This is a genomic window from Bacillus sp. FSL L8-0167, from assembly GCF_038630295.1.
Lineage (GTDB): Bacteria > Bacillota > Bacilli > Bacillales > Bacillaceae > Bacillus > Bacillus safensis.
Genome location: NZ_CP152027.1, coordinates 2,721,485 through 2,746,522, shown reverse-complemented (window position 1 = coordinate 2,746,522; position 25,038 = coordinate 2,721,485). Strand labels below are relative to the sequence as shown.

The following is a 25,038-nucleotide window of genomic DNA, read 5'->3' as shown; positions in this document are numbered from 1 at the left end:
ACCGAAATGAAGCTCGTCCATTCATGTTAATCTTCCTGACGAATATAGCGCTTATCCTTCATAAATAATTTCCAGAAGAAATAAAATCCGGGAAACAAGATGATAAAACCTACAATATAGGTGATAAATAATGCCCTAAATGTGACAGGATCTGTAAATCCAGACATGATTGTAATATCTGGATAAGCCATGTAAGGCAAATGGGCACGTCCATACACATAGCTTGCTAAGAAATATTGAATGGTAATCGCAATGACGGCAAGGCGTGGTCTTCCTTTCCGGTGCTTAAACCGGCTGTTTGGTAAAAATAGAGCCAGTCCTGCGAGCAGAAACATTAGGAGAGATACAAGAAGAATAGGGATGTTCTGCATCATTTTTGTGAACAGCCAATTGGCCTCGCTTCGTAATGTCAGCATGATAAAAAAGGCCATCATAAGTGAAAGTGGACCCGTAATGAGCGCTCCTCTTCTATAAATGCTGTAAGCTTCATCTTCATCAGCTACATTAGAGAAATCAGCTAAAAGCAAGGACGAAAGAAAAAGGGTGCTGAAAATGGCAAAGCCGACAAAAGAATAGACATTTGCACTTGTAAAGACCAGTCCAAGATCTAATGAGTAGACGTTGTTCTCCTGAAAGATAAAGCCACCATGGGTGATTGGGAGAACCATGATCAGGATGGACGGAATGATAAAGCCGCTGATCCCTGAAATATACGTCACCGCTTTTCGGTATTTCTTAGGCAGTGAATGAGAAAACACGAGAAACCCGCTTCGCAGTGCAAGAAGTAATAATATGATGCTGCCGGGTATTAATAAAACGGTGCCAAGTACAAAGGTCGCACCTGGAAACAGGCTGAACAATGCGACAACGATGGCGACAATAAAGACGTTTGTCACTTCCCATGTTGGAGAAAGGTACTTATTTGCGATATTAGCGGCTTTTGTTTGTTCTCTATTCATATAAATCATCGACCAAAATCCTGCGCCGAAATCCATTGATGCCATCACTGCATAGATAAAAACGAATCCCCATAAGATGGTGATTGCAATGAGCGCATCAGTTGTAACATCCATTTGCATCAAGATCGCTCCTTTTTTAAGATTCTGTTAACCGTAGGTCTTCTTCAATCGTATTTTTCCTAAAGTAGTACGTCAGCACAATAACGGTTGCTATGCCTAAGATGAGATAGACAATGGCAAAAAGGATAAAAAGTGTTCCGATCGAGCCAGATGATGTGACAACCTCGGAGGTTTTGAGCATTCGATAAATGACCCATGGCTGGCGGCCTGTACAAGCAAAGATCCAGCCAAATTCAATAGCCAAAAGACTAAGAGGACCGCCGAATAAGTAAAGAAAAAGAAGCCACTTCGGAAATTTGTCCCGTTTTAAAATTTTACGGTAAAGCAGGGCTAATACCGCAAATAGAATGAGCACCGATCCAATAATGACCATGCCGTTAAATAATGTGTGTATAAATAAAGGCGGCCACTCGTCACGAGGAAAATCATTTAAGCCTTTGACCACTGTATCGAAGCTATTTCCTGCCAGAAAACTGAGCGCCCAAGGAATTTCGATCGCACCTTTAATTTCCTGCGAATCAGCATCCGTAAAACCACCTATTGCAAGAGGCGCATGTGATTGCGTTTCAAATAAACCTTCAGCTCCAGCCAGCTTTTCAGGCTGATATTCATACAGAAGCTGAGCGGATTCGTGGCCATTTAAGGCTGTTAGAAAGGAGAAAAGTCCTCCTACAATGAGTCCAAGAAAAAGGGCTTTTCGATGAAATGTATAGAGCTTCTCATTTTTTCTCGTTTTGAGCATTTTAAAAGCTGCAACTGAAGCAATCACAAAAGCACCTGTTGTAAAAGCAGACAGCACAACATGTGTAGCAGTTACAGCAAAGCTTGGATTGAAAAAGGCCTTCCAAGGCTCGATATTTGTGATTTCTCCATTCACCATCTGAAAGCCAGCAGGTGTCCCTTCAAAAGCATGTACGTTTGTAATTAGAATCGCTGATGCAGCTGCACCAATGACGATAAAAATAACGGTAATGATGCGCATTGCATTTGATAGGCGATCCGCTGCGTACACATAAATAGACATAAATAATGCTTCTATAAAGAACGCATAAATTTCAATCTGGAATGGCAGTGACATGACCTTTCCGATAACCTCCATAAAACCTGGCCATAAAAGGGCAAGTTGCGTACCAGCAATTGTACCTGTTGGAATGGCGACCCCTAACAGAACAGCCTGTGCTTTTGTCCACCGCTTGGCCATGATGGCATAATGAGGGTCCTTCGTTTTTTGAAAGATGAGTTCAGCTAACAAAATCATTAGCGGGATGCCAACGCCAAGCGAGGCATAAATAATATGAAAGCCCATGGTTGTGCCGAACAGGCTTCTAGCTAAAACGAGATCAGTCAATTTTTTCTCCGCCTTTCTTATCGCTTCTCTTTTTCATGATGCTTATTATTCTCCACCATTTTTAGATTATTCTTCCTGACTAAGAAAGCTTGTTTTTTGACAAGTTGTAAAAGAGGGAGTAGAATATAAATATAAAACGTAACCATTACGTTTTATTAACGAAAGGAGTTTTGACATTGAAAAGAGATATTCATCCAACCTCACATGAAGTTGTATTTATGGACGTAAACAGCGGTTACCGCTTCTTGAGTAGATCAACAAAGACATCAAATGAGACAGTAGAGTGGGAAGATGGGAAAACGTATCCTGTCATTAAAGTAGAAACAAGCTCTGATACGCATCCTTTTTATACAGGGCGCCAAAAATTCGGAGAAAAAGGTGGAAGAGCCGAGCAGTTTAAGAAAAAATATCAAATGTAATCAAAAAAGCACGCCTGATAACGGTGTGCTTTTTTTGACAGTAAAAAACCCCGGGTGATCAGCCGGGGTTCAAAGCATTAATCATTTAAAGCGGTGTTTAAGGTCTTTAAGTTTTGTTTCATTAAGCTGACGTAGCTTTCGCCGTTTTTGGCATCATCTTCAGTAATGGATTCTAGATTTTTAAGGGTCAAGCTTTTTGCCCCAATTTCACTGCGGATTGTATCTGATACTTTGCTGCTGACGTTGTTTTCAAAAATAACGTATTGAATGTGATGCTTTTCCGCTTTTTGTACAATGTTTTCGAGCTGTTTTTGTGATGGCTCTTCAGAAGCGGATAATCCTAAAACACTGATTTGCTCAATGCCATAGCGCTTTTCCCAATAACCATAAGCTGCGTGAGAAACAAGGATTTCTTTATGTTTCGCTTTAGATAACGTTGTTTTGAATTCTTGATCTAATGATTGCAAATCTTCTTTTAGATGTTCATAGTTTTTTGTGTATTCATCTTTATGATCTGGATCTAATGAGACGAGTGTGTCTTTAATGTTTTTCGCCATTTGCTGCGCATAAACCGGGTCTAACCATGCATGAGGGTCTTTATCTCCGTGATCGTGCCCGTCATGATCATGGTCTTCACCTTCATGGTCATGATCTTCGCCTTCTTCATGTGCATGTTCTTCATTTGTCGATAACAATTTGATGCCTTCGGCTGCTTTGACTGTTTTCACACCTTGGTCTTTTAAAGTGGCAGCAGTTTTGTCTGCGAATGCTTCAGCCCCTGTGCCGCTGTAGATAAAGGCATCACCTTCAGCCATTTCAACCATTGTTTTTGAACTTGGTTCAAAGCTGTGTGCATCTGCATTTGCAGGATACACGCTTTGAGCATGAACGTGAGAGCCGCCAATTTTTTCAGTAAAATCTTGGATTGGGAAGATCGTGGTGTAAATCATTAGTTTCCCGTCTGCCTTACCTTTTGAAGCATTCGTGCCCGCACTGCTTGAGCAAGCGGCAAGACCGATCGCGAATAAAGCAGCTGTTAAAATAAAAAAGATTTTTTTCATGTAGAAAATGTCTCCTCTCAATCTAATAGATAGAAATGATTACGATTTAATGTCCTGAGTTATTGTATCGTAATTATTACGATTTGAAAAGAGGAAAATAAAAAATTTTCGTCAGCAGATGTTTCCTCTAAAAAAATAAGCTGCAAAACGTGACGAAATTTCTTACATTGTGCTATATTTATTTTTAAAAAAAGATAAAGGAATGGACAAACGTATGAAACTTTTAGATGAAATCATCGAATATAATCAACAATTTATTGAAGAAAAGAAATACGAAGAATTTACAACAACAAAGTTTCCACAGAAAAAAGCTGTCATTCTATCGTGTATGGATACAAGACTTGTTGAACTGCTTCCGCGTGCCATGAACATGAAAAATGGTGATATTAAGATTGTTAAAAGTGCTGGGGCGCTTGTTTCTCATCCATTTGGAAGTATTATGCGAAGCATTTTAGTTGCTGTTTACGAATTAAATGCTGACGAGGTATATGTCATTGGGCATCATGATTGCGGGATGAGTAAAATAGACAGCCAGACACTTTTAAATAAAGCCGTTGAGCGCGGTATTCCAGAAAAACGTATTGAAGTACTGGAATACTCAGGAATTGATTTTAAACAGTGGCTCAAAAGCTTTAGTTCAGTCGAAGAGAGCGTGAAGGACAGTGTGTCCGTAGTGAAAAATCACCCGCTTCTTCCATCAGATGTACCTGTACACGGGCTTGTCATTGACCCTGGAACAGGGAAGCTTGACTTAGTTGTCAACGGATATGAAGAAAAGTAAGTTATTTTTCCTTTTTAGGCGGAACAGGATCGATGCCGCCAGGATGAAGCGGATGACATTTCAAAATCCGTTTTATGGTGAGCCAGCCGCCCTTGACCGCGCCATGCGTTTTGATCGCCTCTAGTCCATAGTTTGAGCATGTTGGATAAAACCGGCAGCTTGGCGGTGTAAGAGGGGAAATACATTTTTGATAAAAGCGTATCATGCCGATAAAAATTTGTTTCATAGAGGTTCCTCCTTGTCTGTCTTCCACAGTATAAGAAAAAAGGACAAGGAAGGAAAGTTTTATAAACTAAACTGGTCGGAGAAATATGTTATAATATAGGAAATTGCAATTATAGGAGTGGTGATTATGCCTTCAGTCGAAAGCTTTGAACTTGATCATAATGCTGTAAAAGCGCCATATGTTCGTCATTGCGGCGTTCATAAAGTGGGATCAGATGGGGAAGTAAATAAATTCGATATTCGTTTTTGTCAGCCCAACAAGCAGGCGATGAAACCTGATACGATTCATACATTAGAGCATTTGCTTGCGTTTAATATTAGAACACACTCAGAGAAATATGATCATTTTGATATCATCGATATTTCTCCAATGGGCTGCCAGACAGGCTACTATTTAGTTGTCAGTGGTGCACCAACTCCAAAAGAGATCGTTGAACTTCTTGATGCAACATTCAAGGATGCGGTTGAAGTAACAGAAATTCCTGCTGCAAACGAAGAGCAATGCGGACAAGCGAAGCTTCATGATCTTGAAGGGGCAAAACGTTTAATGCGTTTCTGGCTTTCTCAGGATCAAGAAGAGCTTTTAAAAGTATTTGGTTAATAGAAGGATGAACCGGACATTTAGATGTCCGGTTTTTTATTTGAATTTAAACAGAGATGTCAAAATAGGGGATATTTGTTAAAATGGACATGTCAGTAAAAGAAGGGGGAAACGCAGGATGCGAAAAATGTTGGGAATGATTCTGATGCTCACGTTATTAAGTGCATGTGGAAACTCTGCAGCAAATAGCGGCAAAGGGGAAGTGCCTGAGTTATTAGAAGTAAAGCTCACAGGACCTGAGCAAGTGGAGAAAAATGAAAGCGTTATAGTAAAAGCAGCTGTCACATACGGTGATAGGCCTGTTGATGATGCAGATGATGTTCAATTTGAAGTGTGGAAAGATGGCGACAAGGATAACAGCAAGATGATTCAGCCAAAGAAAGAAAACAAGGGTGTATACGAATTGCACACAGCCTTCAAAAAAGATGGCCTTTATATCATACAAGTCCATGTGACAGCTAAACAGCAGCATAATATGCCAAAAACGAACATCCACGTAGGTGAGGTGAAAAAAGAGAGTTCATCTACTGAAGAAGAAGAAACCTCACATCATTAAAAGCGGATTTATTTTGGATTAGGACGTTGATTTGGTTCTGCATCCTGTGGTGAATCGACTTTATGCTTATATTCATAAGCCTTCGATGTCGTCCACAATGATAAAAAGACAACGATTGAGATAATGATAAAGCTGATAATCCCAAGTAACAGCATCTAACTCCCTCCTTATTTCCATATTAACATATATTTCATGCAGTCAAAATAGAAGAAATTGACGGCAGGTTTCAGTATAATAAGAAAAGGGTATTCTCATACTAAACGCAATTACATAAGGAGGAATAAATATGTCTGAACAATTATTAAACGTCGTCAATAAACAAGTAGCTGATTGGACTGTGCTTTACGTGAAATTACATAACTATCATTGGTATGTAAAGGGGAAAGATTTCTTTACACTCCATGAGAAATTTGAGGAACTATATACAGAAACAGCTACATATATTGATGATTTGGCTGAGCGTATGCTTGCTTTAAATGGACAGCCTGTTGCGACAATGAAAGAGTGCTTAGAAATTTCCAGCATTCAAGAAGCAGAGGGCAAAGAATCAGCGGAGCAAATGGTGAAAAATCTATATGATGATTTCTCCAATATCGCTGAGGAATTAAAGCAAGGAATGGAGCTGGCTGCAGAGGTTGGCGATGAAACTACAGGTGATATGCTGCTTGCGATTCATCAATCCATTGAAAAACACAACTGGATGCTTAAAGCATATTTAGGATAATACACGTATGTGAAAAGAATGTCGGTCATAAATAGACCGACATTCTTTTTTATTGGAATCGGGACAGACAGCCCATTGAAATCATAGGGCTTTCAGCCGAAGAGAAAAGAGAAGGGAGGGAAGTAGATGTCTTCTATTGCAGGAATGATGAGTCAGCAAGTAGCGAGCATTCAAAAGACACTCAATATTAGTTTGTTGAATTCACAGCTTGCTACGAATACAGCACAAGCTATGGTGATGCTGGATCAAGTGCAGCAGCAGCCTCAAGCTGTTCAGCCAAAGGATTCAGATGCTTCATTTATTGATGTCAGAGTCTAAAAAGAGAAGCCGCCTCATGGGGCGGCTTTTTTTGGTTTCATTCGTCTCCCTGAGGACATAACAGCGCCTTTATTTTTTGTCGTCCAAGCTATTGCGAGAATTCGGCATATACTATTGAGGTAAGGAGTTCCACTTTGAAAGGATGTTGATGCCAAGTGAGCAAGGATTTAGGCATCTTTTCGTTGGTTACAGTGAGTTTGTCGGCGATGGGCTTTCTGTTTGGTGGAGCAGGATATTTACTGATGATTTTAGTGACGTTGATGGCTATTGAATTAATTTGTTCAAGCCTAAGAGAATCTTTGACTGGGCAGCTCACAATGAAGCGGTTTTTTACGCGGCTTGTTCGAAAGATCGTGACAGTCTCCTTAATATCGATGGCGCATTTCTTCGATGTCATGCTGAAGACAAATGGGACGATTAAGGATTTAGCGATCATCTTTTATATTATTTATGAATCTTACCAAATCGTCTCGACAGCCAGAGCCCTTGGAGTTCCCATTCCACAGTTGTTTATTGATGTATTGGACATGTTGAAAAATAAATTGCGCAAAAAGCCGTAATTTCCTCATATCTGGTCATACTAAAGGAAAAAGGATGATTCAGATGGCGAGACACACGTACTATGTATCCGTACAAGATGGATCGATATCGCAGCATAGAGATGCAGCGGCTTGGCAATTTCAAATAGAAGCAGATGATGATCAAATTTTGCAGCTGAGAGACTATTTCGATGAACAGTATATGACAGATTGGAAAGGCTTCTTTCGGGCGCATGTTCCGTTTCTTGAATATCATTATGATAGTCCAAATGATGAAATGGATAGAAAAAGAAAAGAGATTTACACAATGATTTATGAGCTCGGCAATGAAGAGACAAGGAGCTTTATTGAGACAAATGGTTTGATGAATTGAAAAAGCATGTAGAGATTCTCTACATGCTTTATTTTCGCGGTTGTAAAATGCCTCCGATCAAATCGCTGATCCCGCCGCCTCTATTTTCTTGCTGTGAATTGGTGAACTCATGAGAGGAGCTCTGGCTCTGAGGTTTGTAGCGATTATCATCTAAGCCCACCCGTAACCCAGATGTGCGCTCAGATGGCTGGATAATGACGATTTGATCTTGTTCCTGGAACTCAAATAAGTAGGATTCGCCAGATGTTTGTCCAATGAAAGTCTTCCAGTTCACATCTAGTTTGACCTTCGGTGCTTTGCCTGTCCAAGCAACAATTGCGTCAGGGTCTACACGGCAGGGGGCTTTTAAAATGAGCGGATTTCCATTCGTTTTGATGGCGACTTGCGCTCCGTGCCCTTGATAAGAGAGTTTTGATGTAAACAGTCCTTTCTGTGATAAAATACCAACGCCTACTGGTGTGACGCCGTAATGGCATTCCTCAGTAAAGGCAAGTAAATCTTCACTTTCTACACTTACATGCTGCCAAGGACCGCTTGGCTCAAGGTTAATCACTGTTACATGCTCGCTTGCATCCGCCAAGTAGCAAGTACCTTGTCCACTCACTTCCATCATCTCAAGGTTCTCCCCTGTGAATTTCCTGCTGATATGGTTAAATACTTGGCTGACCATATTTCCTTTATTCGTTCCAAGTAATCGCTTGCGGTATTGGAAACTTCCTTGATCCGCAATCATGGCGCCTTTTTTGGCAAAAAAGATTCCGCTGCCTTCTGCTTGTAAGGTAAGTTCTTCTATTGTGTTGAAATGAAATCCCATAGGTGCCGGCTCCTTTCCTGCGTCAAGATGTAAATCCGTAGATGCGGCATAAATCATTTAAATCTAGAGTAGTCCCTTGCCCGGTCGCGGTGATTTTCCATTCCTCCTGATCTCTCGTGAGTTCAGCGCATATAATGGATGTACAATACGAATAATCCTCTGTTAACTGAAAGGTACAAATCTCTTGCTGCGAGATTTGATCCGTAAGTCGCACGTAGGCATTGGTGACTTGTCCAAAATGATGCTGGCGTTCGTGTGCATCATGTATCGTGGCTGTGACGACAATTTTATGAATATCAGGTGAGACTCTGCTTAATTGCATAATAATCATTTCATTGTCTCGATACCCTCCGCCAAATTGATGATCACCAAGATGACGCACAGCTCCATCTAAGCTTTGCTGCTGGTGATAATAGATCAGATGCTTAGGAGACAACAGCTTGTCCTCTTCATTTAAAAGAAACACTTGCGTATCTAAATCAATTGGCTGACCAGCAAGGTCCCAGCCAAGCCCGATATGAATTTGGTCGACCGCTGGATTGTCTTTTGTTAAATCTAACTTTTGCCCTTTCACGAGGTGTTTCTTGATCACCTCATGGGGTGCGTTTTGTTTTGACCCATTTTTTATACTCATGCTGATTTCCTCCTCGTTGTCATAGGACAAACACTGATTCATTTACGTCATATAGGGATAAAAGGTTTCATGATTAAAATTGGGTGAAGTTGGAGATGATAAAAAGGTTTTAGAAACAATACCTCATTTTAGATAAAGACGAGTTGGAACCACTCGTTTGTTTCACTTTTGATAAAAATTCTTCAGATAAATGTGATCTGTGGTATGATGTTTTACAAGAAGCAAGGACAGGATATGAGGGATTTCACATGCATGTATTTAAAGACTATTATCATAATACGGTCAAGCTCTCTTTTGAGGAGAAGCCTTTTTCAAGTCATCCTAAGCATGTTTGGGCCATCTGCCGCTACCAAGGGAAATGGCTGCTCACTGAACATGAGGATCGGGGCTATGAGTTTCCAGGAGGGAAAGTTGAGCCGGATGAAGAAGCAGACCAAGCCGCTATACGGGAGATTCAAGAAGAGACGGGTGCTGTTGTTCGTGAATTAACGTATATTGGTCAATATCAGGTGCTGGGCAGAGAAAAGGTCATTGTCAAGAATATTTATTTCGCTGATATTGAAAAGCTAGTGAAGCAAGACACGTATTTTGAAACGAAAGGACCCGTTCTTTTCGCAGACTTGCCAAGATCCATCGCAAAAAATAAGAATTTCAGTTTTATTATGAAAGATGATGTGTTAAGACGAAGTCTTGCTTATTTAGAAAAGAACGGTTTGATTCGTTAAAAAAAGCGCAGGGTGACAATCCCTGTGCTTTTTATTTTTGAAGAAAACGGCGTTCGAGCCATTCCACAAGCTGGTACATGATGGTCGCAAATACGGCAATAATGAAAAGACTTAAGAACACGAGTGTAAAGTTGAAGACTTGAAAACCGTAAATGATCATGTAGCCGAGCCCTTTTGAGGAAACAAGAAATTCCCCTACGATAACCCCAACCCAAGAAAGACCGACATTGACTTTGATCGCAGAAATCATCGTTGGAATACTAGCTGGCAAAATGACCTCGCGAAAGACGACGCTTTTTTTCGCACCAAAGGTTTTCATCACCTTTAAATAATTCTCATCGACCTCTTGAAAGGCTGTATAAATGACGATTGTCGTAATGATCACACTAATGATTGCGCCCATGGCAACGATGCTGATCATGCCAGGCCCAAGGGCAACAATTAAAATCGGGGCGAGGGCAACTTTTGGCATGGCATTTAAAATGACTAAATAAGGATCAAGAACGTTTGCCAGGCGGGTGGACCACCATAAGGCGGCAGCGAGCAAAATGCCGCAAAAGGTACCAAGTAGAAATCCGAGCACCGTTTCAAATAATGTAATACTCATATGATTCACTAAAGACCCATCGGATATTTTTTGTACAAACAATTGGCAGACTGCTGAAGGTGAACTAAATATCAGTGGATCGATAAGGCGAAAATGACTGGCAAGCTCCCAAAGCGAAAAGAAGCTGGCGAAAATAATGAACTGATAGATTCGGGTCATGCGTTTTTCCATTCGGTATTTTTTGCGATAGGCTTCATGTAAAAGGTCACTGTGTTTCAACTGTTTTCAGCTCCTTCCAAATCGTTTGAAAGAGCTCTTGGAAACTCTGGGTCTGTCTCGCTTTGAAAGGAGAAAGAGTCTTCAGATCATTTGGAACGGTAAAGATTCGCTGTATCGAGCCAGGATGCTTTGAGAATAAGAAAATGCGATCACTCATCGCAATGGCTTCGCCGATGTCATGTGTCACAAGAACCGCTGTTTTTTGATAGTTTTTGAGTGTATGAAAGACGAGATCCTCTAAAGTGAGTTTGGTTTGGTAGTCTAGAGCTGAAAAGGGCTCATCTAGTAAAAGCAGACCGGGATTCACTGCAAGCGTTCGGGCGAGAGCCGCACGCTGCCTCATACCGCCTGACAGCTCCTTCGGGTATTTTTCCTCTACATCATGAAGGCCAAGCTTAGGCAGTAAGCCAAGAGCGGCGGAGGTGGCTTCATGGGAATCTTGCTTGGTAATTTTTAACCCGAGAATGATATTTTCCTTGATGGTTTTCCAAGGGAACAAATAATCTTGCTGGAGCATGTAGCCGATTTGATGCTCCTTTTGATTCGGTTCTTTTCCTTCGATTAAAATTCGGCCTTCAGATGGCGGCGTTATTCCTGCAATGATAGACAGCAGGGTGGTTTTCCCGCAGCCGCTGGGACCAATAAATGAGATAAATTCTCCTTGGTCTATCTCCATATTGATATGCTGTATGGCCGTTGTTTTTTCTTTTAAAGAGAAGTACGTGTGGGTCACATGGTCAATTTGAAGGAAAGACATGTGCTACCTCCTATTCTATTTGTGTTCTGTGACCTTCTTTGCAATGGATGAATCGACAAGTTGTTTGTACGGGATAAATTTCGGCAATTCATCGCTCTCCTTCATGATTTCCTGTAATTTGTTCCATTCCTCTTCATTCAGAAGGGGATCTGCTGCATAGGAGTCCTGCTGTTTGTAGCGCTTAATGGCAGTTGATAAAACATCAAGTTCTGTGTCAGGAAAATGAGATTGAATGGTTTTGGCAATCTCCTCCGGCGGCTTGGCTTCTACCCATTTCTGCGCTTTGTAAATGGCGCGAGTGAAGGCTTCAGCTGTCTCTTTGTTTTCCTCTAAGTAACTCTTCTTTGCCATGAAGGTGGTATACGGCACCTTTCCGGAAGCCTCTCCAAAGGAGGCGGTAATGTACCCTTTGCCTTCTTTTTCAATTAAGGATGCTGTCGGTTCGAATAACTGCACAAAATCGCCAGTTCCAGAGGAGAAAGCACCTGAAATGTTGGCAAAATCAATATTTTGAATCATGCGAAGATCCTTTTTTACATCAATGCCTTCCTTTTTCAGGACATATTCACCGACCATTTGCGGCATGCCGCCTTTCCGCTGTCCAAGAAAGTCTTTTCCTTTTAATTGATCCCAAGAGAATTCGCTCACTTTCTCCCTTGAAACAAGAAATGTACCGTCTGTTTGTGTCAGCTGTGCAAAGTTGATGACAGAGTCTTTTGTGTCTTGAGCCTCTACATAGATAGAGGATTCAGATCCGGTCAGGGCGATATCTGCACCGCCGGATAAGAGAGCTGTCATCGTTTTATCGCCGCCCCAGGTCGTTTTTAATTCAACCTCTAGCCCTTCTTCTTTGAAGAAATCCTCAGATATGGCAACATAGAGCGGAGCATAAAAAACCGAATGGGTCACCTCGGCTACTTGTACGGTCTGCTCTTGTTCTTTTTTACAGGCGACAAATGGAATAAAGAGCAGGACAACGACGATGAATGCCAGTCTGACTTTGATGGAACGATTCAAGAGTAATTCGCCTCCTTTGTTCTAGATCACTAATTAAAGTATGTCAAAAGGGATTTTTGGTGAGTGCCTAGATGAAAATAAGAAGCGCATTGTTTATTTATAGAACGTGTCTTTTTTTCTATACTAGAAGCATGAATACTTTCTTGAATTTGGAAGAAATAAAGGGGCGGTTTCGTGTATAGAGTGAGTTGGGTATTTCTTGGCTGGTATTTAGTAGGGCTCATATTAATGGTCTCTTTTGAAGTGCCAGCATGGCTTCAGTTTGCAAATGGCATTTTCCTTGTGCTGTATGCCTGCTGTGTGATAGAGATTGGGCGAAATATTTATGGGGCATGGGTTGGTGTGATCAAAAGGGCAGCCATTGTCGGTGTGCTGACATTTACGGTTGAATGGATAGGGATCACAACTGGTTTTCCTTTCGGGGCCTATGACTATTATCCGACGTTAGGTTTTCTAGTGGCTGGAGTGCCTTTAACCATTGCTTTTGCATGGGTTGGTGTGTTTTTAAACAGCCTTTTTTTATCCACTCAGCAGTCGAAATGGAAACGAGCTGTCGAAACGGGGATATGGATTGTCTTGCTTGACCTCATATTAGACCCAGTAGCGGCTGAACGGAAATTTTGGGTGTGGTATGACGGCGGTGGTTTTTATGGTATTCCTTTTGAGAATTTTGTGAGCTGGGGTATGATTGGAGCAGGACTTTCCTTTCTCTTCCCGCTTGTTCAGGTTGGTCAAAAGGCCCTCAGCTGGACGAGCCGTATTTATCAGGCAATGGTGTTCTTTTTTGGTGTGCTGGCATTAAAGGGCGGGCTCGATGTCATTTTTTATTTAGCGCTAATCATTGTTATTTTGTGTGAAGGAAGGGTTCAATTTGAAAGAAAGCGACAAAAGCCGATCGTTTAGACGTATATTTTCTCTTTATCTTGAGCGGTATTTACTTCATAAACATTTCCGCTGCGTGATGATGAAAGGCGCTGTGGACCCAAACGAGAAGCTGCCTGTTCTTTATCTCGCTAATCATAGCTCCTGGTGGGATGGACTGATCATCTTTCTTTTAACAGAAAAAGCATCTGGGCTCGATCACTATATGATGATGGAGGAGAAACAGCTGAAGCAATATGCCTTTTTCCGAAAGCTTGGAGCGTTTCCGGTTCATAAAGAGAATCTGAAAAGTGTGAAGCAAGCATTAATGATGGCAAAAGAGAACATGCAGGCTGGCAGGGCTGTATGGCTTTTTCCACAGGGGAAAATCATGCATCAGGATGTGCGGCCGCTTGAATTGGAGGGCGGGGCTTCTTTTTTAGTGAGACAATTTGAGCAAGTTGTGGTGAAGCCTGTGACCTTGCATTATACATTTAATCAATTTCAAAAGCCGACAGTATCTGCTTTGTTTGGTGAAGATACCTTTGTATCTGGCGGAGAACTTCGAAGCAAGGACGTGACGAATTTGCTTAGGGATCTCCTTGAAACGCAGTTAAACTCACATCAAGCACAGGTCATCGCAGATCCTGATTTTACAACTAATCAAGAATTTAGACAGATGACGAGGACAAGTCAGTCAACAAGTGATGCGTTTGATTCCTTTAAAAAGTGGGTGAAAACATGGCGGTCTTCTTAACCGTGATCAGTGTACTCTTGCTCTGTCAGTTTATTTTCACCATATGGAATATGAGGCAGCTTCCTGTTTTAAAGCCAGCATCCATTTCGCCTGATGAACCTATTTCGTTATCGATTTTAATTCCAGCGAGAAATGAGGAAAAAAGGATAGAAGCCTGTCTTCAGTCGATTGTTGATCAACGTCTTTACCCAAAAGAGCTTATCGTACTTGATGACCATTCGACAGATCAGACAAGAGCGATGGTGGAGCGCTTCGCAGAAACATATCCGTGGATCCGTGTCCAGTCAGGTCAGCTATTAAAGCGAGGCTGGCTTGGTAAATCATATGCCTGTTCTCAGCTCGCGGAGGCAGCAGCTTCTGACTGGCTGCTATTTTTAGATGCGGATGTCCGGTTAAAAAAAGGGGCAGTTGAATCAGTATACAAGCAGTTATGTATGCAAAAAACGGGCATGCTGTCAGGTTTTCCAGAACAAAAAACAGGTACATTTTTTGAGCATCTTGTGGTTCCTATGATGATGTTTACCATTGGCTGTCATCTGCCAGTGAAATGGGTAAGAAAATCTAAGAATCCCGCTTTTGCCGCAGCACATGGCGGTTTTATTGCCATTGAAAAGAATTGTTATCACGACATTGGCGGGCATAAAGCGATCAAGGATTCACTCGTTGATGATATGGCTTTGGCTAAACGGGTGAAGGAAAAAGGCTTTCCGTTCACACTTGCAAGCATTCATCCATTTGTGTATATGAGAATGTATGAAAGTGGACAAGAGGTTTGGGAAGGTTACCGGAAAAATTTGTTCCCGGGTGTGAATCGAAGCATTCCTCTGTTAAGCACTGTCTTTTGTTTATACACCCTCCTTTATTTGGTTCCTGTCATTTGTTTCATGATCGCATTGTTTCAGCTGGATGTTTTGAGCATATGCTTAGCGATTCTTTGCTATGGGCTGGGTGTATCGATTAAAGCGGCAATTGATATTGAAAACGGGCGGACCTCTGCAATGGCTTTTTTATTGCCGCTCAGTATTTTAAGCCTGATCGCCATTGGCTTTGCTTCTATGAAAATCGGGCTGAAAAAAGAAGGGTATGAATGGAAAGGGAGAAGGTACGAATGAAAAAAGTGATCATCATCGGCGGCGGATTTGGCGGATTATCAGCCGCGATCCGTCTACAGTCACGCGGGGTTCAGGTCACCATTTTAGAAAAAGAAGCGGCTTTAGGCGGGAAATTGCAGCGCCATCACGGAGCAGGCTACTCTTTTGATTTAGGACCGAGTACCATTACAATGAAGACATATTTTGAAGAAGTGTTTACAGCCTGTCATAGACGGATGGAGGATTATGTGACCTTTTATCAGATTTCTCCGCTTACCAAAAATTTTTTTCCAGATGGACATACGGTCGAGTTTACGCCGAATATGGAGCAAATGGAATCACAAATTGCTGCATTCAGTCCTGAAGATGCGAAGCAATACCGTGCATTTTTGCAGGAATCAAAGGCGCTTTTTCAAAAGGCAGAGGAGCAGTTTTTAAATCGTCTGTTATTGAGCTGGAAGGATAAGGCGGATTTAAAGCTGATGAAAGCACTTCTCGCTGTCAAACCGTTCACATCCGTTCAGCGCCTGCTGCGTCAATATTTCCGTCACCCCCATACATTGGCGATGTTTGGACGGTATGCTACTTATATTGGCTCCTCTCCCTACGAGGCGCCGGCTATTTTTAATATGATGGCGTTTTTAGAAGGGGAGAAAGGGATTTATGGAATACAGGGCGGTACATATCGTTTAGTTGAGGCATTTGAGACACTGGCAAAAGAATTAGGTGTTCAGATTCACCTCAATGAACAAGTGAACAAGATTCATGTGAAGGATCGGCAGGTCAAAGGAGTGGAAACGGATCAGCAGATGTATGAGGCAGATCAAGTCATTGCAGGAGCAGATGCGCTGACTGTATACCGTCATCTCATAGATGAAAAAAACCGTCCTCGTTATTTAAATCAAAAACTGTCTGGCATTGAACCGTCGTTGTCGGGCTTTGTTCTCTTATTAGGTGTACCTAAAGTCTATGAACAGCTGGCCCATCACAATGTGTTTTTCCCTGAGGATTATGAGCAAGAATTCAAGGATATTTTTCAGAAAAAACAGCTGCCTCAAGACCCGGCGCTATACATATGCTATTCAGGTCATTCAGAACCAGCTTTAAGCGGAGGACCGGGAAGAAGCAACCTGTTTGTACTGGCCAATGCACCTTATGTGACAAAAGAGCAAGATTGGGACATGCTAAAGGAGACATATCGTCAGCATGTAAAAAACAAATTAATGGAAAAAGGTCTTTTTGATTTGGATGAGCTTATCGAATATGAAGCGGTTCAAACCCCGCTCGATCTGCAGCAGAAAACGGGGGCATATCGTGGAGCCATTTATGGCATGTCTTCAAACTCGTTCAAACAGGCGTTCTTTCGCATCAATAATCAGTCAAAGGATATTGAAGGACTTTGGTTTGTTGGGGGAACAAGTCATCCAGGCGGCGGCACGCCGATGGTGACAAAATCAGGCCAGCTTGTCGCAGAAGCGATGCTGAAGCAATGGACGTAATCAAAGATGAAAAGGAGAGAAATCGAGTGATTGTGGAAAAAAGAAGGTTTCCGTCGCCCCATCCGCATATTCACTTATATACAGTGACCTATGAGGCAGATGGACTTCGGATGAAAGGGCTGCTCGCTGAACCAGCCGGAGAAGGTTTCTACGACGGCTTTTTGTATTTACGAGGCGGCATTAAAAATGTGGGGATGGTCAGACCGGGCCGGATTGTGCAATTTGCCGCGCAGGGCTTTGTCGTCTTTGCTCCCTTTTACCGGGGAAACCAAGGAGGCGAAGGGAACGAAGATTTTGCCGGAGAAGATCGAAAAGATGCGTTCGCTGCCTTTCAACTGTTAAAACAGCACAAAAAAGTGAAGAAGGACCGCATTCATATCTTTGGTTTTTCGCGAGGCGGTATTATGGGCATCTGGACCGCTGTTGAAATGAAACAGGAGGCAGCTTCCTTTGTCACATGGGGAGGCGTCAGTGATATGAAACTGACTTATGAAGAGCGTGTGGATATGAGACGGATGATGAAGCGTGTGATTGGCGGCCCGCCGCATAAGGTGCCAGAGGCATATGAGAACAGAACCCCTTTAAATGATGTGGACAAAATTGAAGCACCTGTCCTTATCATCCACGGAGAAGAGGACCAAAATGTATCGATTGAGCATGCGTATTTGTTAGAAGATGCGCTGCGCCAGCACGGGAAATCCGTGGAGACATGGTATTTCCACGGATACAACCACTATTTCCCGCCGCAGCATAATCGAGAAATTGTGAGAAGGCTGACCACATGGATGCACAGCCGAAAAAGCGGAAATGTGGTAAAATAAGCAGTATAACGAAATATAGAAAGTAGGGGGATTTTCATTATGGGAATGCCTGTTGAATTTAATACAATGATTGTCACAAAGGGAAAAGAGACAAGAATTGAAGAAAATGTATTTGAACTCATGAAGGATGGATATCGCATTTATCCATTAAATATTCCACTTGAGGTGCGCAAAACGAAAGACGGAGAAAAAACAGGGACTGCACATGTTGAAAAGCTGGAGCTGACAGACAATGTCACGAAGGTGACGTACCGTCTTGTGTCCTTGCATTCAACAAACTAAAAAAGCTGAGGGATTTTATTCTCCTCAGCTTTTTTCATTTGGTTATACGAGTGGACCGCCTTTGGCTTCAATGTCACTTGCCGCGTGGCTGAATTTTTGGAAGTTCTTTTTAAATTCATTGGCAAGGAAGTGTGCTTTTTCTTGATAAGCCTCTTGGTCATCCCATGTTTTAGCAGGTTGAAGCACTTCATCTGGTACACCAGGAATATGAAGCGGGATGTGTAAGCCAAAGATGTCATCAGTAATCATCTCGGCATTGTCAAGGTCACCTTCGATTGCTGCCTGCACCATTGCTCTTGTATGAGCGAGATTCATTCGTTTGCCTGTACCGTAGCCTCCGCCAGTCCAGCCTGTATTCACAAGGAATACTTTTGCACCGTGCTCATCAATCTTTTTGCCAAGCATTTCAGCATAGACGTGAGCTGGAAGCGGAAGGAATGGTGAACCGAAGCAAGTAGAGAATGTCGTTTCTGGTGATGTGACACCGCGCTCAGTTCCAGCTAATTTACTTGTGTACCCGCTCAAGAAATGGTACATTGCCTGCTCTTTTGTTAAACGGCTGATTGGAGGTAAGACGCCAAACGCATCCGCTGTTAAGAAGACAATGGCAGATGGATGTCCTGCGATACTTGGTTTCACGATGTTATCAATCATTTCGATTGGGTAAGCAGCGCGTGTATTTTCAGTAAAGAAAGTATCATCGTAATCCGCTTCACGTGTTTCTTCATCAAGCACAACGTTCTCAAGAACTGATCCGAAGCTGATCGCTTTGTAGATCTGAGGTTCTTTTTCTTCACTTAAGTTCACACATTTCGCATAGCATCCGCCCTCGATATTGAAGACCCCTGTGCCAGACCAGCCGTGTTCATCGTCTCCGATCAGCTTGCGGCTTGCGCTTGCAGAAAGCGTCGTTTTCCCCGTACCTGAAAGTCCGAAGAATAGGGCCACATCGCCTTCTTGACCTACGTTTGCTGAGCAGTGCATGGATAAAATATCTTGCTCAGGAAGCAGGTAGTTCATCACAGAGAAAATGGACTTTTTCATTTCTCCTGCATATTCTGTTCCACCGATAAGAATCGTGCGTTTTTCAAAAGAAACGATGATAAACGTTTCAGAGTTTGTGCCATCTGTTGCAGGATCTGCTTTAAAGTGCGGTGCAGATAAGATGGTGAAAGGTTTTTCGTTTGAAGAAGGTGTTGACCCGTCAGGTCTGATAAATAGCTGCTTGGCAAAAAGATTGTGCCATGCGAATTCGTTTACAACTGTAATCGGCATACGATATCTTTCGTCAGCGCCTGCAAACCCTTCAAAGACGAATAGTTCATCACGTTCTTTTAAGTATGACACAACCTTTGTATATAAACGGTCAAATGCTTCTTTGGAGATCGGCTGGTTTACTTGACCCCAATCGATTTTATGTTCAGAGCTTTCTTCTTTGACGATAAATTTATCTTTAGGCGAACGTCCTGTGTAGGCTCCAGTTGTAGCGCGGACAGCTCCAGTTGATGTTAAAACGCCTTCATTACGTGCCAAAATCTTTTCAACAAGTTTCGGAACAGATAAATTTTGGTGCGTATTTTCTAATGAGAGCAATGACTGCAAATCTTCTTTTAAATCCACTGAGTTCATAAAAAAACCCTTCCTTTACCGTTGAATTTGTTTGTTTCGATTAGTATAACACATTAATAATAATAGTCTATACTATTTAAAAATTTTTGTGTGTGTTTTTTCATTTCTGCTATGAAAATATGCTTTTTGGTGATGCTAATGGTGAGGAGAAAAAAGAGGGAGATAATTCTTATGAAGCATTGACATGACGCAAGGGTTTAAGATAAGATATCTTATTGAACGGATACTCTTATCCCGAGTTGGTGGAGGGACAGGCCCGATGAAGCCCAGCAACCGGTTTCTTATTTAAAAGGCATGAAAATGCTGAGAAACCAAGGTGCTAACCTGATGCAAGGTACAAGAACACCTTGAGCGATAAGAGTGAAAGGCATGCGATCTCAGACCCTTTCCTCGCAATGAAGGAAATGGTTTTTTTATTTTTGGGATATCATATGAACAAATTGCCAATAACATCTCTAATATAAACGTTTTCAAATATAAGAGGGAACGAGTTCCGTATCATATTGGAGGCCTCATCTTGGGATGATGTGGTCTTGTACAGGAGGAAATAGCCATTATGAGTCAAAATCGTCGTTTATTTACTTCAGAATCAGTGACAGAAGGACATCCGGATAAAATCTGTGATCAAATTTCAGACAGCATTTTGGATGAAATTTTAAAGAAAGATCCAAATGCACGTGTTGCCTGTGAAACTTCTGTTACAACCGGTCTCGTATTAGTAAGCGGTGAAATTACAACGTCTACTTATGTCGATATTCCAAAGACGGTGCGTGACACAATTAAGGAAATTGGCTACACACGTGCGAAATATGGTTTTGATGCGGAAACATGTGCTGTACTTACATCAATTGATGAACAGTCTGCTGATATTGCGCAAGGTGTAGACAAAGCGCTTGAAGCACGTGAAGGAACAATGACGGAAGAAGAAATTGATGCGATTGGTGCAGGTGACCAAGGATTGATGTTTGGTTTTGCCAATAACGAAACCGAAGAGCTCATGCCGCTGCCGATTTCACTAGCGCATAAATTATCTCGCCGTTTAACAGAAGTACGTAAGGATGAAACACTTGCATACCTTCGTCCAGACGGAAAAACACAAGTCACAGTTGAATATGATGAGCAAAACAAACCAGTTCGTATTGACACAGTGGTTATTTCTACGCAGCATGCACCAGAAGTGACGCTTGAACAAATTCAAAGTGACTTAAAAGAGCATGTCATCAGTCCTGTCGTTCCAAGTGAACTGATTGATGAACAGACAAAATACTTTATTAACCCAACTGGCCGTTTCGTGATCGGAGGACCTCAAGGGGATGCTGGTTTAACTGGACGTAAAATCATCGTTGATACGTATGGCGGATACGCTCGTCATGGAGGCGGTGCTTTCTCAGGTAAGGATGCAACGAAGGTTGACCGTTCTGCGGCATACGCTGCTCGTTACGTAGCGAAAAATATCGTAGCTGCCGGCCTTGCAGATTCTTGTGAAGTACAGCTTGCTTATGCAATTGGGGTTGCACAGCCTGTATCAATTTCAATTGATACATTCGGGACAGGAAAAGCTTCAGAAGAAAAATTAATTGAAGTGGTTCGTGCAAACTTTGATCTTCGTCCAGCTGGCATTATTAAAATGCTAGACCTGCGCCGTCCGATCTACAAACAAACAGCTGCATACGGACATTTCGGCCGTCACGACTTAGATCTTCCGTGGGAAAAAACGGATAAAGCCGATACACTTCGCAAAGAAGCATTGGGACAATAACAACATAAAAAACCGCTTATTTTAAGCGGTTTTCCTTTTGATTAAAAAAAAATCTTCAAAAAGCGAAAAAATGTGAAACAAAATCGGACAAAATACTGTCTAATTATAGGTCTACTTTTAAGAAATAACATAACGTGGAGGCAATAATATGTGTGGGTTTGTTGGTGTATTTAATCACCGTCCATTGTCCGAAACTACTGAACAGGAAGAGCTAATTAAACAAATGAATCGTCTCATCGTTCATCGTGGTCCGGATGATGAGGGTTACTTTCATGATGAGCATGTAGGATTTGGATTTAGACGTTTAAGTATTATAGATGTTGAGCACGGAAAGCAGCCGCTTTCATATGAAGATGAAAAGTATTGGATTATTTTCAACGGAGAAATTTATAACTATGTGGAGCTGAAGGAAGAGCTTGTGAAAAAAGGCTATACGTTCAGCACAGATTCTGATACGGAAGTACTTCTTGCTACATACCGTCATTATAAAGAAGAAGCGGCTTCTAAGCTTCGCGGCATGTTTGCATTTTTAATTTGGGATAAAGAAGCGCAATTATTATATGGCGCAAGAGATCCTTTCGGCATCAAACCGCTTTATTTTACACAAATGGATGAGCAAGTGTACTTTGCATCTGAACGCAAAAGCTTGATGGCAGTGAACGAGAACATTTTATTTGATGAGACTGCTTTGCAGCAATACATGTCATTCCAGTTCGTACCTGAGCCAAATACACTTGATCAAAAGGTGCACAAAGTAGAGCCAGGTCATCAGTTTACTTTACGCCCAGGACAGGAGATTGAATTTAAGACTTACTGGAAAGTTCAATTCAAGCCTGAGCAAACACAAGAACAAAAGCTGATTGAAGAAGTCCGCGATGCAATCTATGATTCTGTGAAAGTTCATATGAGAAGTGATGTACCTGTTGGTTCATTCCTATCAGGTGGTATCGATTCTTCTTTCATCGTATCTGTTGCAAAGGAATTTCATCCTGAGCTGAAGACGTTTTCTGTTGGCTTCCAGCAGGATGGCTTTAGTGAAGTTGATGTAGCGAAGGAAACGGCTGATAAGCTTGGCTTACAAAACTTCAGCGCGGTGATTTCTCCTGAGGAATATATGAATGAGCTTCCGAAAATTGTTTGGCATTTAGATGATCCTTTAGCTGATCCGGCGGCGATTCCATTGTATTTCGTGGCAAAGGAAGCGAAGAAACAAGTGACGGTCGTTCTTTCTGGTGAGGGAGCAGACGAGCTGTTCGGTGGATATAATATTTACCGTGAGCCGCTTTCTCTTAAACCATTTGAATCTGTTCCATCTATGCTGAAAAAGCTTCTTCTTCGTCTGGCGCGCTTAATGCCAGAAGGAATGAAAGGAAAAAGTTTTATCGTCCGCGGCTGTACACCATTAGAGGAACGTTATATCGGTAATGCGAAAATCTTTGAAGAGCCAGTAAAGAAAAACCTCTTAAAGCAGTATGATCCGAACATTACGTATCGTGATGTGACGAAGACATACTTCGAGGAAAGTGCAGGCTACAGTGATATTAACAAAATGCAATATGTTGATATTCATACGTGGATGCGCGGGGACATCTTACTGAAAGCAGATAAGATGACAATGGCGAATTCTCTTGAGCTTCGCGTTCCTTTCCTTGATAAGGTCGTATTTGAAGCGGCTTCTAAAATTCCAGAAGAGCTGAAAACAAAAGATGGCACAACGAAATATTTATTGCGTAAAGCAGCAGAAGGCATTGTGCCTGACCATGTGTTAAACCGCAAGAAGCTGGGCTTCCCTGTTCCAATTCGTCATTGGCTGAAAAATGAGATGAACGCTTGGGCGAAAGACATCATTAAAAACAGTCAAACTGACGAATATATTAACAAAGCGTATGTGCTTGATTTATTAAATGAACATTGTGCTGGTAAAGCAGATCATAGCCGTAAGATTTGGACCGTCCTGATTTTTATGATTTGGCACAGCATTTATGTCGAGCGCAGTATTGATCCAGAGCAATTGAATCATCAACCGAAAGAAGTCATCTTTAGTTAATGAAAAAAGGTTTTCAGCTTTGTGCTGAAAACCTTTTTTGTCATGATAGAAAGTGGCGGAAAAGGGTAAAATAACAAGCGGTTCATAGTTATTGCTTAATATCCTGAAAAAAACATGATAAAGTGAAGATACACGTATGATGTTAACGAGATAAAAGGGAACGATAGTATTGTCCTTTTTCTACATATTCTCTGCGGATTCGGTCCATGTCTTGGATATCTTCATCTGTTAACAGCCGAACGACTTTGGCTGGACGGCCAAAAGCGAGTGATCCTTTTGGGATGACCTTTCCTTGAGGGACAAGACTTCCTGCACCGATAAAGGCGCCTTCGCCAATCTCCGCACCATCGAGAATGATAGACCCCATGCCAATGAGGGCATTTTTTCGAATGATTGAGCTATGTAATGTGACTTGGTGTCCAATGGTAGCACCATCTTCAATAAGAAGTGTTTTTCTAGGACTTTGATGCAGGCACGTTAAATCTTGAATGTTGACGTTCTTTCCAATTCTCACAGGTGCAACATCGCCTCTGATGACGGTTTGGAACCACACGCTCGAATATTCTCCAATTGTGACATCACCGGTAATGGTGGCGTTATCTGCGACAAAGACCGATTCATGAATCTCAGGTGTAAACTGATGATATGGATAAATCACTTTTTCGACTTCCTTTCTTAATACAACATTTGTGAGGTGTTTACTTTGTGGACTTGGCATGCTGAAAGACCAGTTGGTACAATTGTCATTGTACATGGTGCGAGTGAATATCACGGCCGATATAAATGGCTGATTGAAATGTGGCGGAATGCAGGCTATCACGTCGTCATGGGTGATTTGCCTGGGCAAGGCACATCGACACGTGCGCGAGGCCACATTCGTTCGTTTCAAGAATACATTGATACAGTCGATGAATGGATCGAGCATGCGAAATCATTCAGGCTTCCTACTTTTTTACTTGGACACAGTATGGGTGGACTCATTTCAATTGAGTGGATGAAGCAGTATACCCATACGAAGTTGAATGGCCTTATTTTATCATCACCTTGTTTAGGTCTGCAATTTAAACCGAAGAAGCTGATGGATTTTGCGTCAAAAGGTCTAAATGTGCTGGCACCGTCTTTTAAAGTGGAGTCAGGGCTGTCGATTGAACTAGCCACACGAAATCAGGCGGTCATTGAGGCAGACTCAAATGATTCTCTTTACGTGACAAAGGTGTCGGTTCGCTGGTATCGAGAGCTGATCAAAAATATCGATGCGGCGATGCAGCCGACGAATGTCTTTAAATCGATCCCGCTCCTTTTAATGCAGGCGGGCGATGATAAGATCGTCGATAAAACAAGGGTGATTAAATGGTTCAATGGCATAGAATCAACCAATAAATCATACCGTGAATGGGAAGAGCTGTATCACGAAATTTTTAATGAACCAGAAAGAGAAGATGTGTTTAAGGCGGCAAGAGCCTTTACAGATCAATATATTTGATTGTGAGCTTTA

At 41.9% G+C, this 25,038-nt stretch carries 30 protein-coding genes and 1 riboswitch; of the genes, 18 read left to right on the top strand and 12 right to left on the bottom strand.

All coding sequences use genetic code 11. The features are described 5' to 3' along the window. Positions 1-26: 26 nt before the first annotated feature. On the bottom strand, positions 27-1,073 hold the full coding sequence (locus tag MHB66_RS14160) for a cytochrome d ubiquinol oxidase subunit II (RefSeq protein ID WP_170871266.1): 1,047 nt from the start codon (positions 1,071-1,073) through the stop codon (positions 27-29). Between the two features lie 22 nt (positions 1,074-1,095). Continuing rightward, positions 1,096-2,427 (bottom strand): cytochrome ubiquinol oxidase subunit I, encoded by a 1,332-nt coding sequence (locus tag MHB66_RS14155; RefSeq protein WP_041116879.1) that lies wholly within the window; start codon positions 2,425-2,427, stop codon positions 1,096-1,098. Between the two features lie 176 nt (positions 2,428-2,603). On the opposite strand from MHB66_RS14155, the gene MHB66_RS14150 reads away from it, so the two are divergent. Beyond that, a complete protein-coding gene (locus MHB66_RS14150; RefSeq protein ID WP_024424931.1) occupies positions 2,604-2,846 on the top strand; it encodes a type B 50S ribosomal protein L31 in 243 nt (80 codons plus the stop codon). Between the two features lie 77 nt (positions 2,847-2,923). On the opposite strand, the gene MHB66_RS14145 is transcribed toward MHB66_RS14150, so the two are convergent. Beyond that, on the bottom strand, positions 2,924-3,907 hold the full coding sequence (locus tag MHB66_RS14145; protein WP_041116881.1) for a zinc ABC transporter substrate-binding protein: 984 nt from the start codon (positions 3,905-3,907) through the stop codon (positions 2,924-2,926). Positions 3,908-4,121: 214 nt separating this feature from the next. Between MHB66_RS14145 and MHB66_RS14140 the strand changes: the two genes are divergently transcribed. After that, positions 4,122-4,688, top strand: coding sequence for a carbonic anhydrase (locus MHB66_RS14140; protein ID WP_024424929.1), 567 nt, complete (start codon positions 4,122-4,124; stop codon positions 4,686-4,688). 1 nt (position 4,689) lies between these two features. On the opposite strand, the gene yidD is transcribed toward MHB66_RS14140, so the two are convergent. Continuing rightward, entirely contained in the window at positions 4,690-4,914 is a 225-nt protein-coding gene (yidD, locus tag MHB66_RS14135; protein WP_024424928.1) for a membrane protein insertion efficiency factor YidD, read from the bottom strand. A gap of 126 nt (positions 4,915-5,040) precedes the next feature. On the opposite strand from yidD, the gene MHB66_RS14130 reads away from it, so the two are divergent. After that, positions 5,041-5,514: an S-ribosylhomocysteine lyase gene (locus MHB66_RS14130; protein ID WP_003217624.1), complete on the top strand. Its 474-nt coding sequence runs from the start codon at positions 5,041-5,043 to the stop codon at positions 5,512-5,514. A 118-nt stretch (positions 5,515-5,632) separates the two neighbouring features. Next, positions 5,633-6,070, top strand: coding sequence for a FixH family protein (locus MHB66_RS14125; protein ID WP_041116883.1), 438 nt, complete (start codon positions 5,633-5,635; stop codon positions 6,068-6,070). 8 nt (positions 6,071-6,078) lie between these two features. Here the strand turns inward: MHB66_RS14125 and ytzI are convergent, their stop codons facing one another. Further along, on the bottom strand, positions 6,079-6,225 hold the full coding sequence (ytzI, locus tag MHB66_RS14120; protein WP_003217544.1) for a YtzI protein: 147 nt from the start codon (positions 6,223-6,225) through the stop codon (positions 6,079-6,081). A 131-nt stretch (positions 6,226-6,356) separates the two neighbouring features. Between ytzI and MHB66_RS14115 the strand changes: the two genes are divergently transcribed. The 4 genes from MHB66_RS14115 (at position 6,357) to MHB66_RS14100 (ending at position 8,024) form a co-directional block, all read left to right on the top strand. Beyond that, positions 6,357-6,794, top strand: a complete 438-nt coding sequence (locus tag MHB66_RS14115) for a Dps family protein (RefSeq protein ID WP_024424926.1) — start codon at positions 6,357-6,359, stop codon at positions 6,792-6,794. 126 nt (positions 6,795-6,920) lie between these two features. Next, entirely contained in the window at positions 6,921-7,112 is a 192-nt protein-coding gene (locus MHB66_RS14110; RefSeq protein WP_024424925.1) for a hypothetical protein, read from the top strand. A 155-nt stretch (positions 7,113-7,267) separates the two neighbouring features. After that, on the top strand, positions 7,268-7,672 hold the full coding sequence (locus tag MHB66_RS14105) for a phage holin family protein (RefSeq protein ID WP_034279395.1): 405 nt from the start codon (positions 7,268-7,270) through the stop codon (positions 7,670-7,672). Between the two features lie 43 nt (positions 7,673-7,715). Further along, a complete protein-coding gene (locus MHB66_RS14100; RefSeq protein ID WP_024425787.1) occupies positions 7,716-8,024 on the top strand; it encodes a hypothetical protein in 309 nt (102 codons plus the stop codon). Positions 8,025-8,052: 28 nt separating this feature from the next. Here MHB66_RS14100 and MHB66_RS14095 read toward each other — a convergent pair whose 3' ends face one another. Together MHB66_RS14095 and MHB66_RS14090 are read right to left on the bottom strand one after the other, a co-directional pair. Next, entirely contained in the window at positions 8,053-8,838 is a 786-nt protein-coding gene (locus tag MHB66_RS14095) for an AIM24 family protein (protein WP_024424922.1), read from the bottom strand. A gap of 22 nt (positions 8,839-8,860) precedes the next feature. Then, positions 8,861-9,472: a TerD family protein gene (locus MHB66_RS14090; RefSeq protein WP_046312174.1), complete on the bottom strand. Its 612-nt coding sequence runs from the start codon at positions 9,470-9,472 to the stop codon at positions 8,861-8,863. Between the two features lie 248 nt (positions 9,473-9,720). Between MHB66_RS14090 and ytkD the strand changes: the two genes are divergently transcribed. Beyond that, positions 9,721-10,197, top strand: a complete 477-nt coding sequence (ytkD, locus tag MHB66_RS14085; RefSeq protein WP_034279403.1) for an RNA deprotection pyrophosphohydrolase — start codon at positions 9,721-9,723, stop codon at positions 10,195-10,197. 31 nt (positions 10,198-10,228) lie between these two features. Here the strand turns inward: ytkD and MHB66_RS14080 are convergent, their stop codons facing one another. The 3 genes from MHB66_RS14080 to MHB66_RS14070 are packed head-to-tail and all read right to left on the bottom strand — an operon-like array spanning position 10,229 to position 12,797. Beyond that, complete coding sequence (locus tag MHB66_RS14080; protein ID WP_039180873.1) at positions 10,229-11,023, bottom strand: ABC transporter permease; 795 nt, start codon at positions 11,021-11,023, stop codon at positions 10,229-10,231. Next, on the bottom strand, positions 11,010-11,780 hold the full coding sequence (locus tag MHB66_RS14075) for an ABC transporter ATP-binding protein (RefSeq protein ID WP_046312169.1): 771 nt from the start codon (positions 11,778-11,780) through the stop codon (positions 11,010-11,012). The genes MHB66_RS14080 and MHB66_RS14075 overlap by 14 nt, the downstream gene beginning before the upstream one ends. Before the next feature lie 15 nt (positions 11,781-11,795). After that, positions 11,796-12,797, bottom strand: coding sequence for an ABC transporter substrate-binding protein (locus tag MHB66_RS14070; RefSeq protein WP_046312167.1), 1,002 nt, complete (start codon positions 12,795-12,797; stop codon positions 11,796-11,798). 174 nt (positions 12,798-12,971) lie between these two features. Between MHB66_RS14070 and MHB66_RS14065 the strand changes: the two genes are divergently transcribed. Genes MHB66_RS14065 through MHB66_RS14040 form a run of 6 tightly spaced genes read left to right on the top strand, consistent with a single transcriptional unit; the run spans position 12,972 to position 18,108 of the window. Beyond that, positions 12,972-13,700: a carotenoid biosynthesis protein gene (locus MHB66_RS14065; protein WP_046312165.1), complete on the top strand. Its 729-nt coding sequence runs from the start codon at positions 12,972-12,974 to the stop codon at positions 13,698-13,700. Beyond that, positions 13,669-14,415, top strand: coding sequence for a lysophospholipid acyltransferase family protein (locus tag MHB66_RS14060; RefSeq protein WP_046312162.1), 747 nt, complete (start codon positions 13,669-13,671; stop codon positions 14,413-14,415). Before MHB66_RS14065 ends, MHB66_RS14060 begins: the two co-directional genes overlap by 32 nt. Next, positions 14,400-15,527 (top strand): glycosyltransferase, encoded by a 1,128-nt coding sequence (locus tag MHB66_RS14055; RefSeq protein ID WP_046312160.1) that lies wholly within the window; start codon positions 14,400-14,402, stop codon positions 15,525-15,527. The genes MHB66_RS14060 and MHB66_RS14055 overlap by 16 nt, the downstream gene beginning before the upstream one ends. Further along, positions 15,524-17,005 carry a phytoene desaturase family protein gene (gene crtI / locus MHB66_RS14050; RefSeq protein WP_046312158.1) on the top strand — a complete coding sequence of 494 codons (1,482 nt, stop codon included), beginning with the start codon at positions 15,524-15,526 and terminating at the stop codon, positions 17,003-17,005. Before MHB66_RS14055 ends, crtI begins: the two co-directional genes overlap by 4 nt. Before the next feature lie 26 nt (positions 17,006-17,031). Continuing rightward, positions 17,032-17,826 carry a prolyl oligopeptidase family serine peptidase gene (locus MHB66_RS14045; RefSeq protein ID WP_041107366.1) on the top strand — a complete coding sequence of 265 codons (795 nt, stop codon included), beginning with the start codon at positions 17,032-17,034 and terminating at the stop codon, positions 17,824-17,826. 39 nt (positions 17,827-17,865) lie between these two features. Continuing rightward, complete coding sequence (locus tag MHB66_RS14040; protein ID WP_025092385.1) at positions 17,866-18,108, top strand: DUF2584 domain-containing protein; 243 nt, start codon at positions 17,866-17,868, stop codon at positions 18,106-18,108. A 42-nt stretch (positions 18,109-18,150) separates the two neighbouring features. Here the strand turns inward: MHB66_RS14040 and pckA are convergent, their stop codons facing one another. Beyond that, a complete protein-coding gene (gene pckA / locus MHB66_RS14035; RefSeq protein ID WP_024424910.1) occupies positions 18,151-19,737 on the bottom strand; it encodes a phosphoenolpyruvate carboxykinase (ATP) in 1,587 nt (528 codons plus the stop codon). A gap of 226 nt (positions 19,738-19,963) precedes the next feature. Further along, a riboswitch (SAM riboswitch) is annotated at positions 19,964-20,098 on the top strand. Positions 20,099-20,293: 195 nt separating this feature from the next. Here pckA and metK point away from each other — a divergent pair. Both metK and asnB read left to right on the top strand, forming a co-directional pair. Further along, positions 20,294-21,496, top strand: a complete 1,203-nt coding sequence (gene metK / locus MHB66_RS14030) for a methionine adenosyltransferase (protein WP_034279424.1) — start codon at positions 20,294-20,296, stop codon at positions 21,494-21,496. Positions 21,497-21,644: 148 nt separating this feature from the next. Next, the gene (gene asnB, locus MHB66_RS14025; RefSeq protein ID WP_046312154.1) at positions 21,645-23,543 is read left to right on the top strand and encodes an asparagine synthase (glutamine-hydrolyzing); all 1,899 of its coding nucleotides are present in this window, start codon (positions 21,645-21,647) and stop codon (positions 23,541-23,543) included. Between the two features lie 142 nt (positions 23,544-23,685). On the opposite strand, the gene MHB66_RS14020 is transcribed toward asnB, so the two are convergent. Beyond that, on the bottom strand, positions 23,686-24,201 hold the full coding sequence (locus MHB66_RS14020; protein ID WP_046312152.1) for a gamma carbonic anhydrase family protein: 516 nt from the start codon (positions 24,199-24,201) through the stop codon (positions 23,686-23,688). Positions 24,202-24,246: 45 nt separating this feature from the next. On the opposite strand from MHB66_RS14020, the gene MHB66_RS14015 reads away from it, so the two are divergent. After that, positions 24,247-25,026 (top strand): alpha/beta hydrolase, encoded by a 780-nt coding sequence (locus tag MHB66_RS14015; protein WP_024424906.1) that lies wholly within the window; start codon positions 24,247-24,249, stop codon positions 25,024-25,026. Positions 25,027-25,038: the final 12 nt, after the last annotated feature.

Bases quoted from the DNA above. Each gene is read 5' to 3' on its own strand.
- MHB66_RS14160 (WP_170871266.1), bottom strand. From the start codon at position 1,073: ATGGATGTTACAACTGATGCGCTCATTGCAATCACCATCTTATGGGGA.
- MHB66_RS14145 (WP_041116881.1), bottom strand. From the start codon at position 3,907: ATGAAAAAAATCTTTTTTATTTTAACAGCTGCTTTATTCGCGATCGGT.
- MHB66_RS14140 (WP_024424929.1), top strand. From the start codon at position 4,122: ATGAAACTTTTAGATGAAATCATCGAATATAATCAACAATTTATTGAA.
- yidD (WP_024424928.1), bottom strand. From the start codon at position 4,914: ATGAAACAAATTTTTATCGGCATGATACGCTTTTATCAAAAATGTATT.
- MHB66_RS14130 (WP_003217624.1), top strand. From the start codon at position 5,041: ATGCCTTCAGTCGAAAGCTTTGAACTTGATCATAATGCTGTAAAAGCG.
- MHB66_RS14125 (WP_041116883.1), top strand. From the start codon at position 5,633: ATGCGAAAAATGTTGGGAATGATTCTGATGCTCACGTTATTAAGTGCA.
- ytzI (WP_003217544.1), bottom strand. From the start codon at position 6,225: ATGCTGTTACTTGGGATTATCAGCTTTATCATTATCTCAATCGTTGTC.
- MHB66_RS14115 (WP_024424926.1), top strand. From the start codon at position 6,357: ATGTCTGAACAATTATTAAACGTCGTCAATAAACAAGTAGCTGATTGG.
- MHB66_RS14110 (WP_024424925.1), top strand. From the start codon at position 6,921: ATGTCTTCTATTGCAGGAATGATGAGTCAGCAAGTAGCGAGCATTCAA.
- MHB66_RS14100 (WP_024425787.1), top strand. From the start codon at position 7,716: ATGGCGAGACACACGTACTATGTATCCGTACAAGATGGATCGATATCG.
- MHB66_RS14095 (WP_024424922.1), bottom strand. From the start codon at position 8,838: ATGGGATTTCATTTCAACACAATAGAAGAACTTACCTTACAAGCAGAA.
- MHB66_RS14090 (WP_046312174.1), bottom strand. From the start codon at position 9,472: ATGAGTATAAAAAATGGGTCAAAACAAAACGCACCCCATGAGGTGATC.
- ytkD (WP_034279403.1), top strand. From the start codon at position 9,721: ATGCATGTATTTAAAGACTATTATCATAATACGGTCAAGCTCTCTTTT.
- MHB66_RS14075 (WP_046312169.1), bottom strand. From the start codon at position 11,780: ATGTCTTTCCTTCAAATTGACCATGTGACCCACACGTACTTCTCTTTA.
- MHB66_RS14055 (WP_046312160.1), top strand. From the start codon at position 14,400: ATGGCGGTCTTCTTAACCGTGATCAGTGTACTCTTGCTCTGTCAGTTT.
- crtI (WP_046312158.1), top strand. From the start codon at position 15,524: ATGAAAAAAGTGATCATCATCGGCGGCGGATTTGGCGGATTATCAGCC.
- MHB66_RS14040 (WP_025092385.1), top strand. From the start codon at position 17,866: ATGGGAATGCCTGTTGAATTTAATACAATGATTGTCACAAAGGGAAAA.
- pckA (WP_024424910.1), bottom strand. From the start codon at position 19,737: ATGAACTCAGTGGATTTAAAAGAAGATTTGCAGTCATTGCTCTCATTA.
- metK (WP_034279424.1), top strand. From the start codon at position 20,294: ATGAGTCAAAATCGTCGTTTATTTACTTCAGAATCAGTGACAGAAGGA.
- asnB (WP_046312154.1), top strand. From the start codon at position 21,645: ATGTGTGGGTTTGTTGGTGTATTTAATCACCGTCCATTGTCCGAAACT.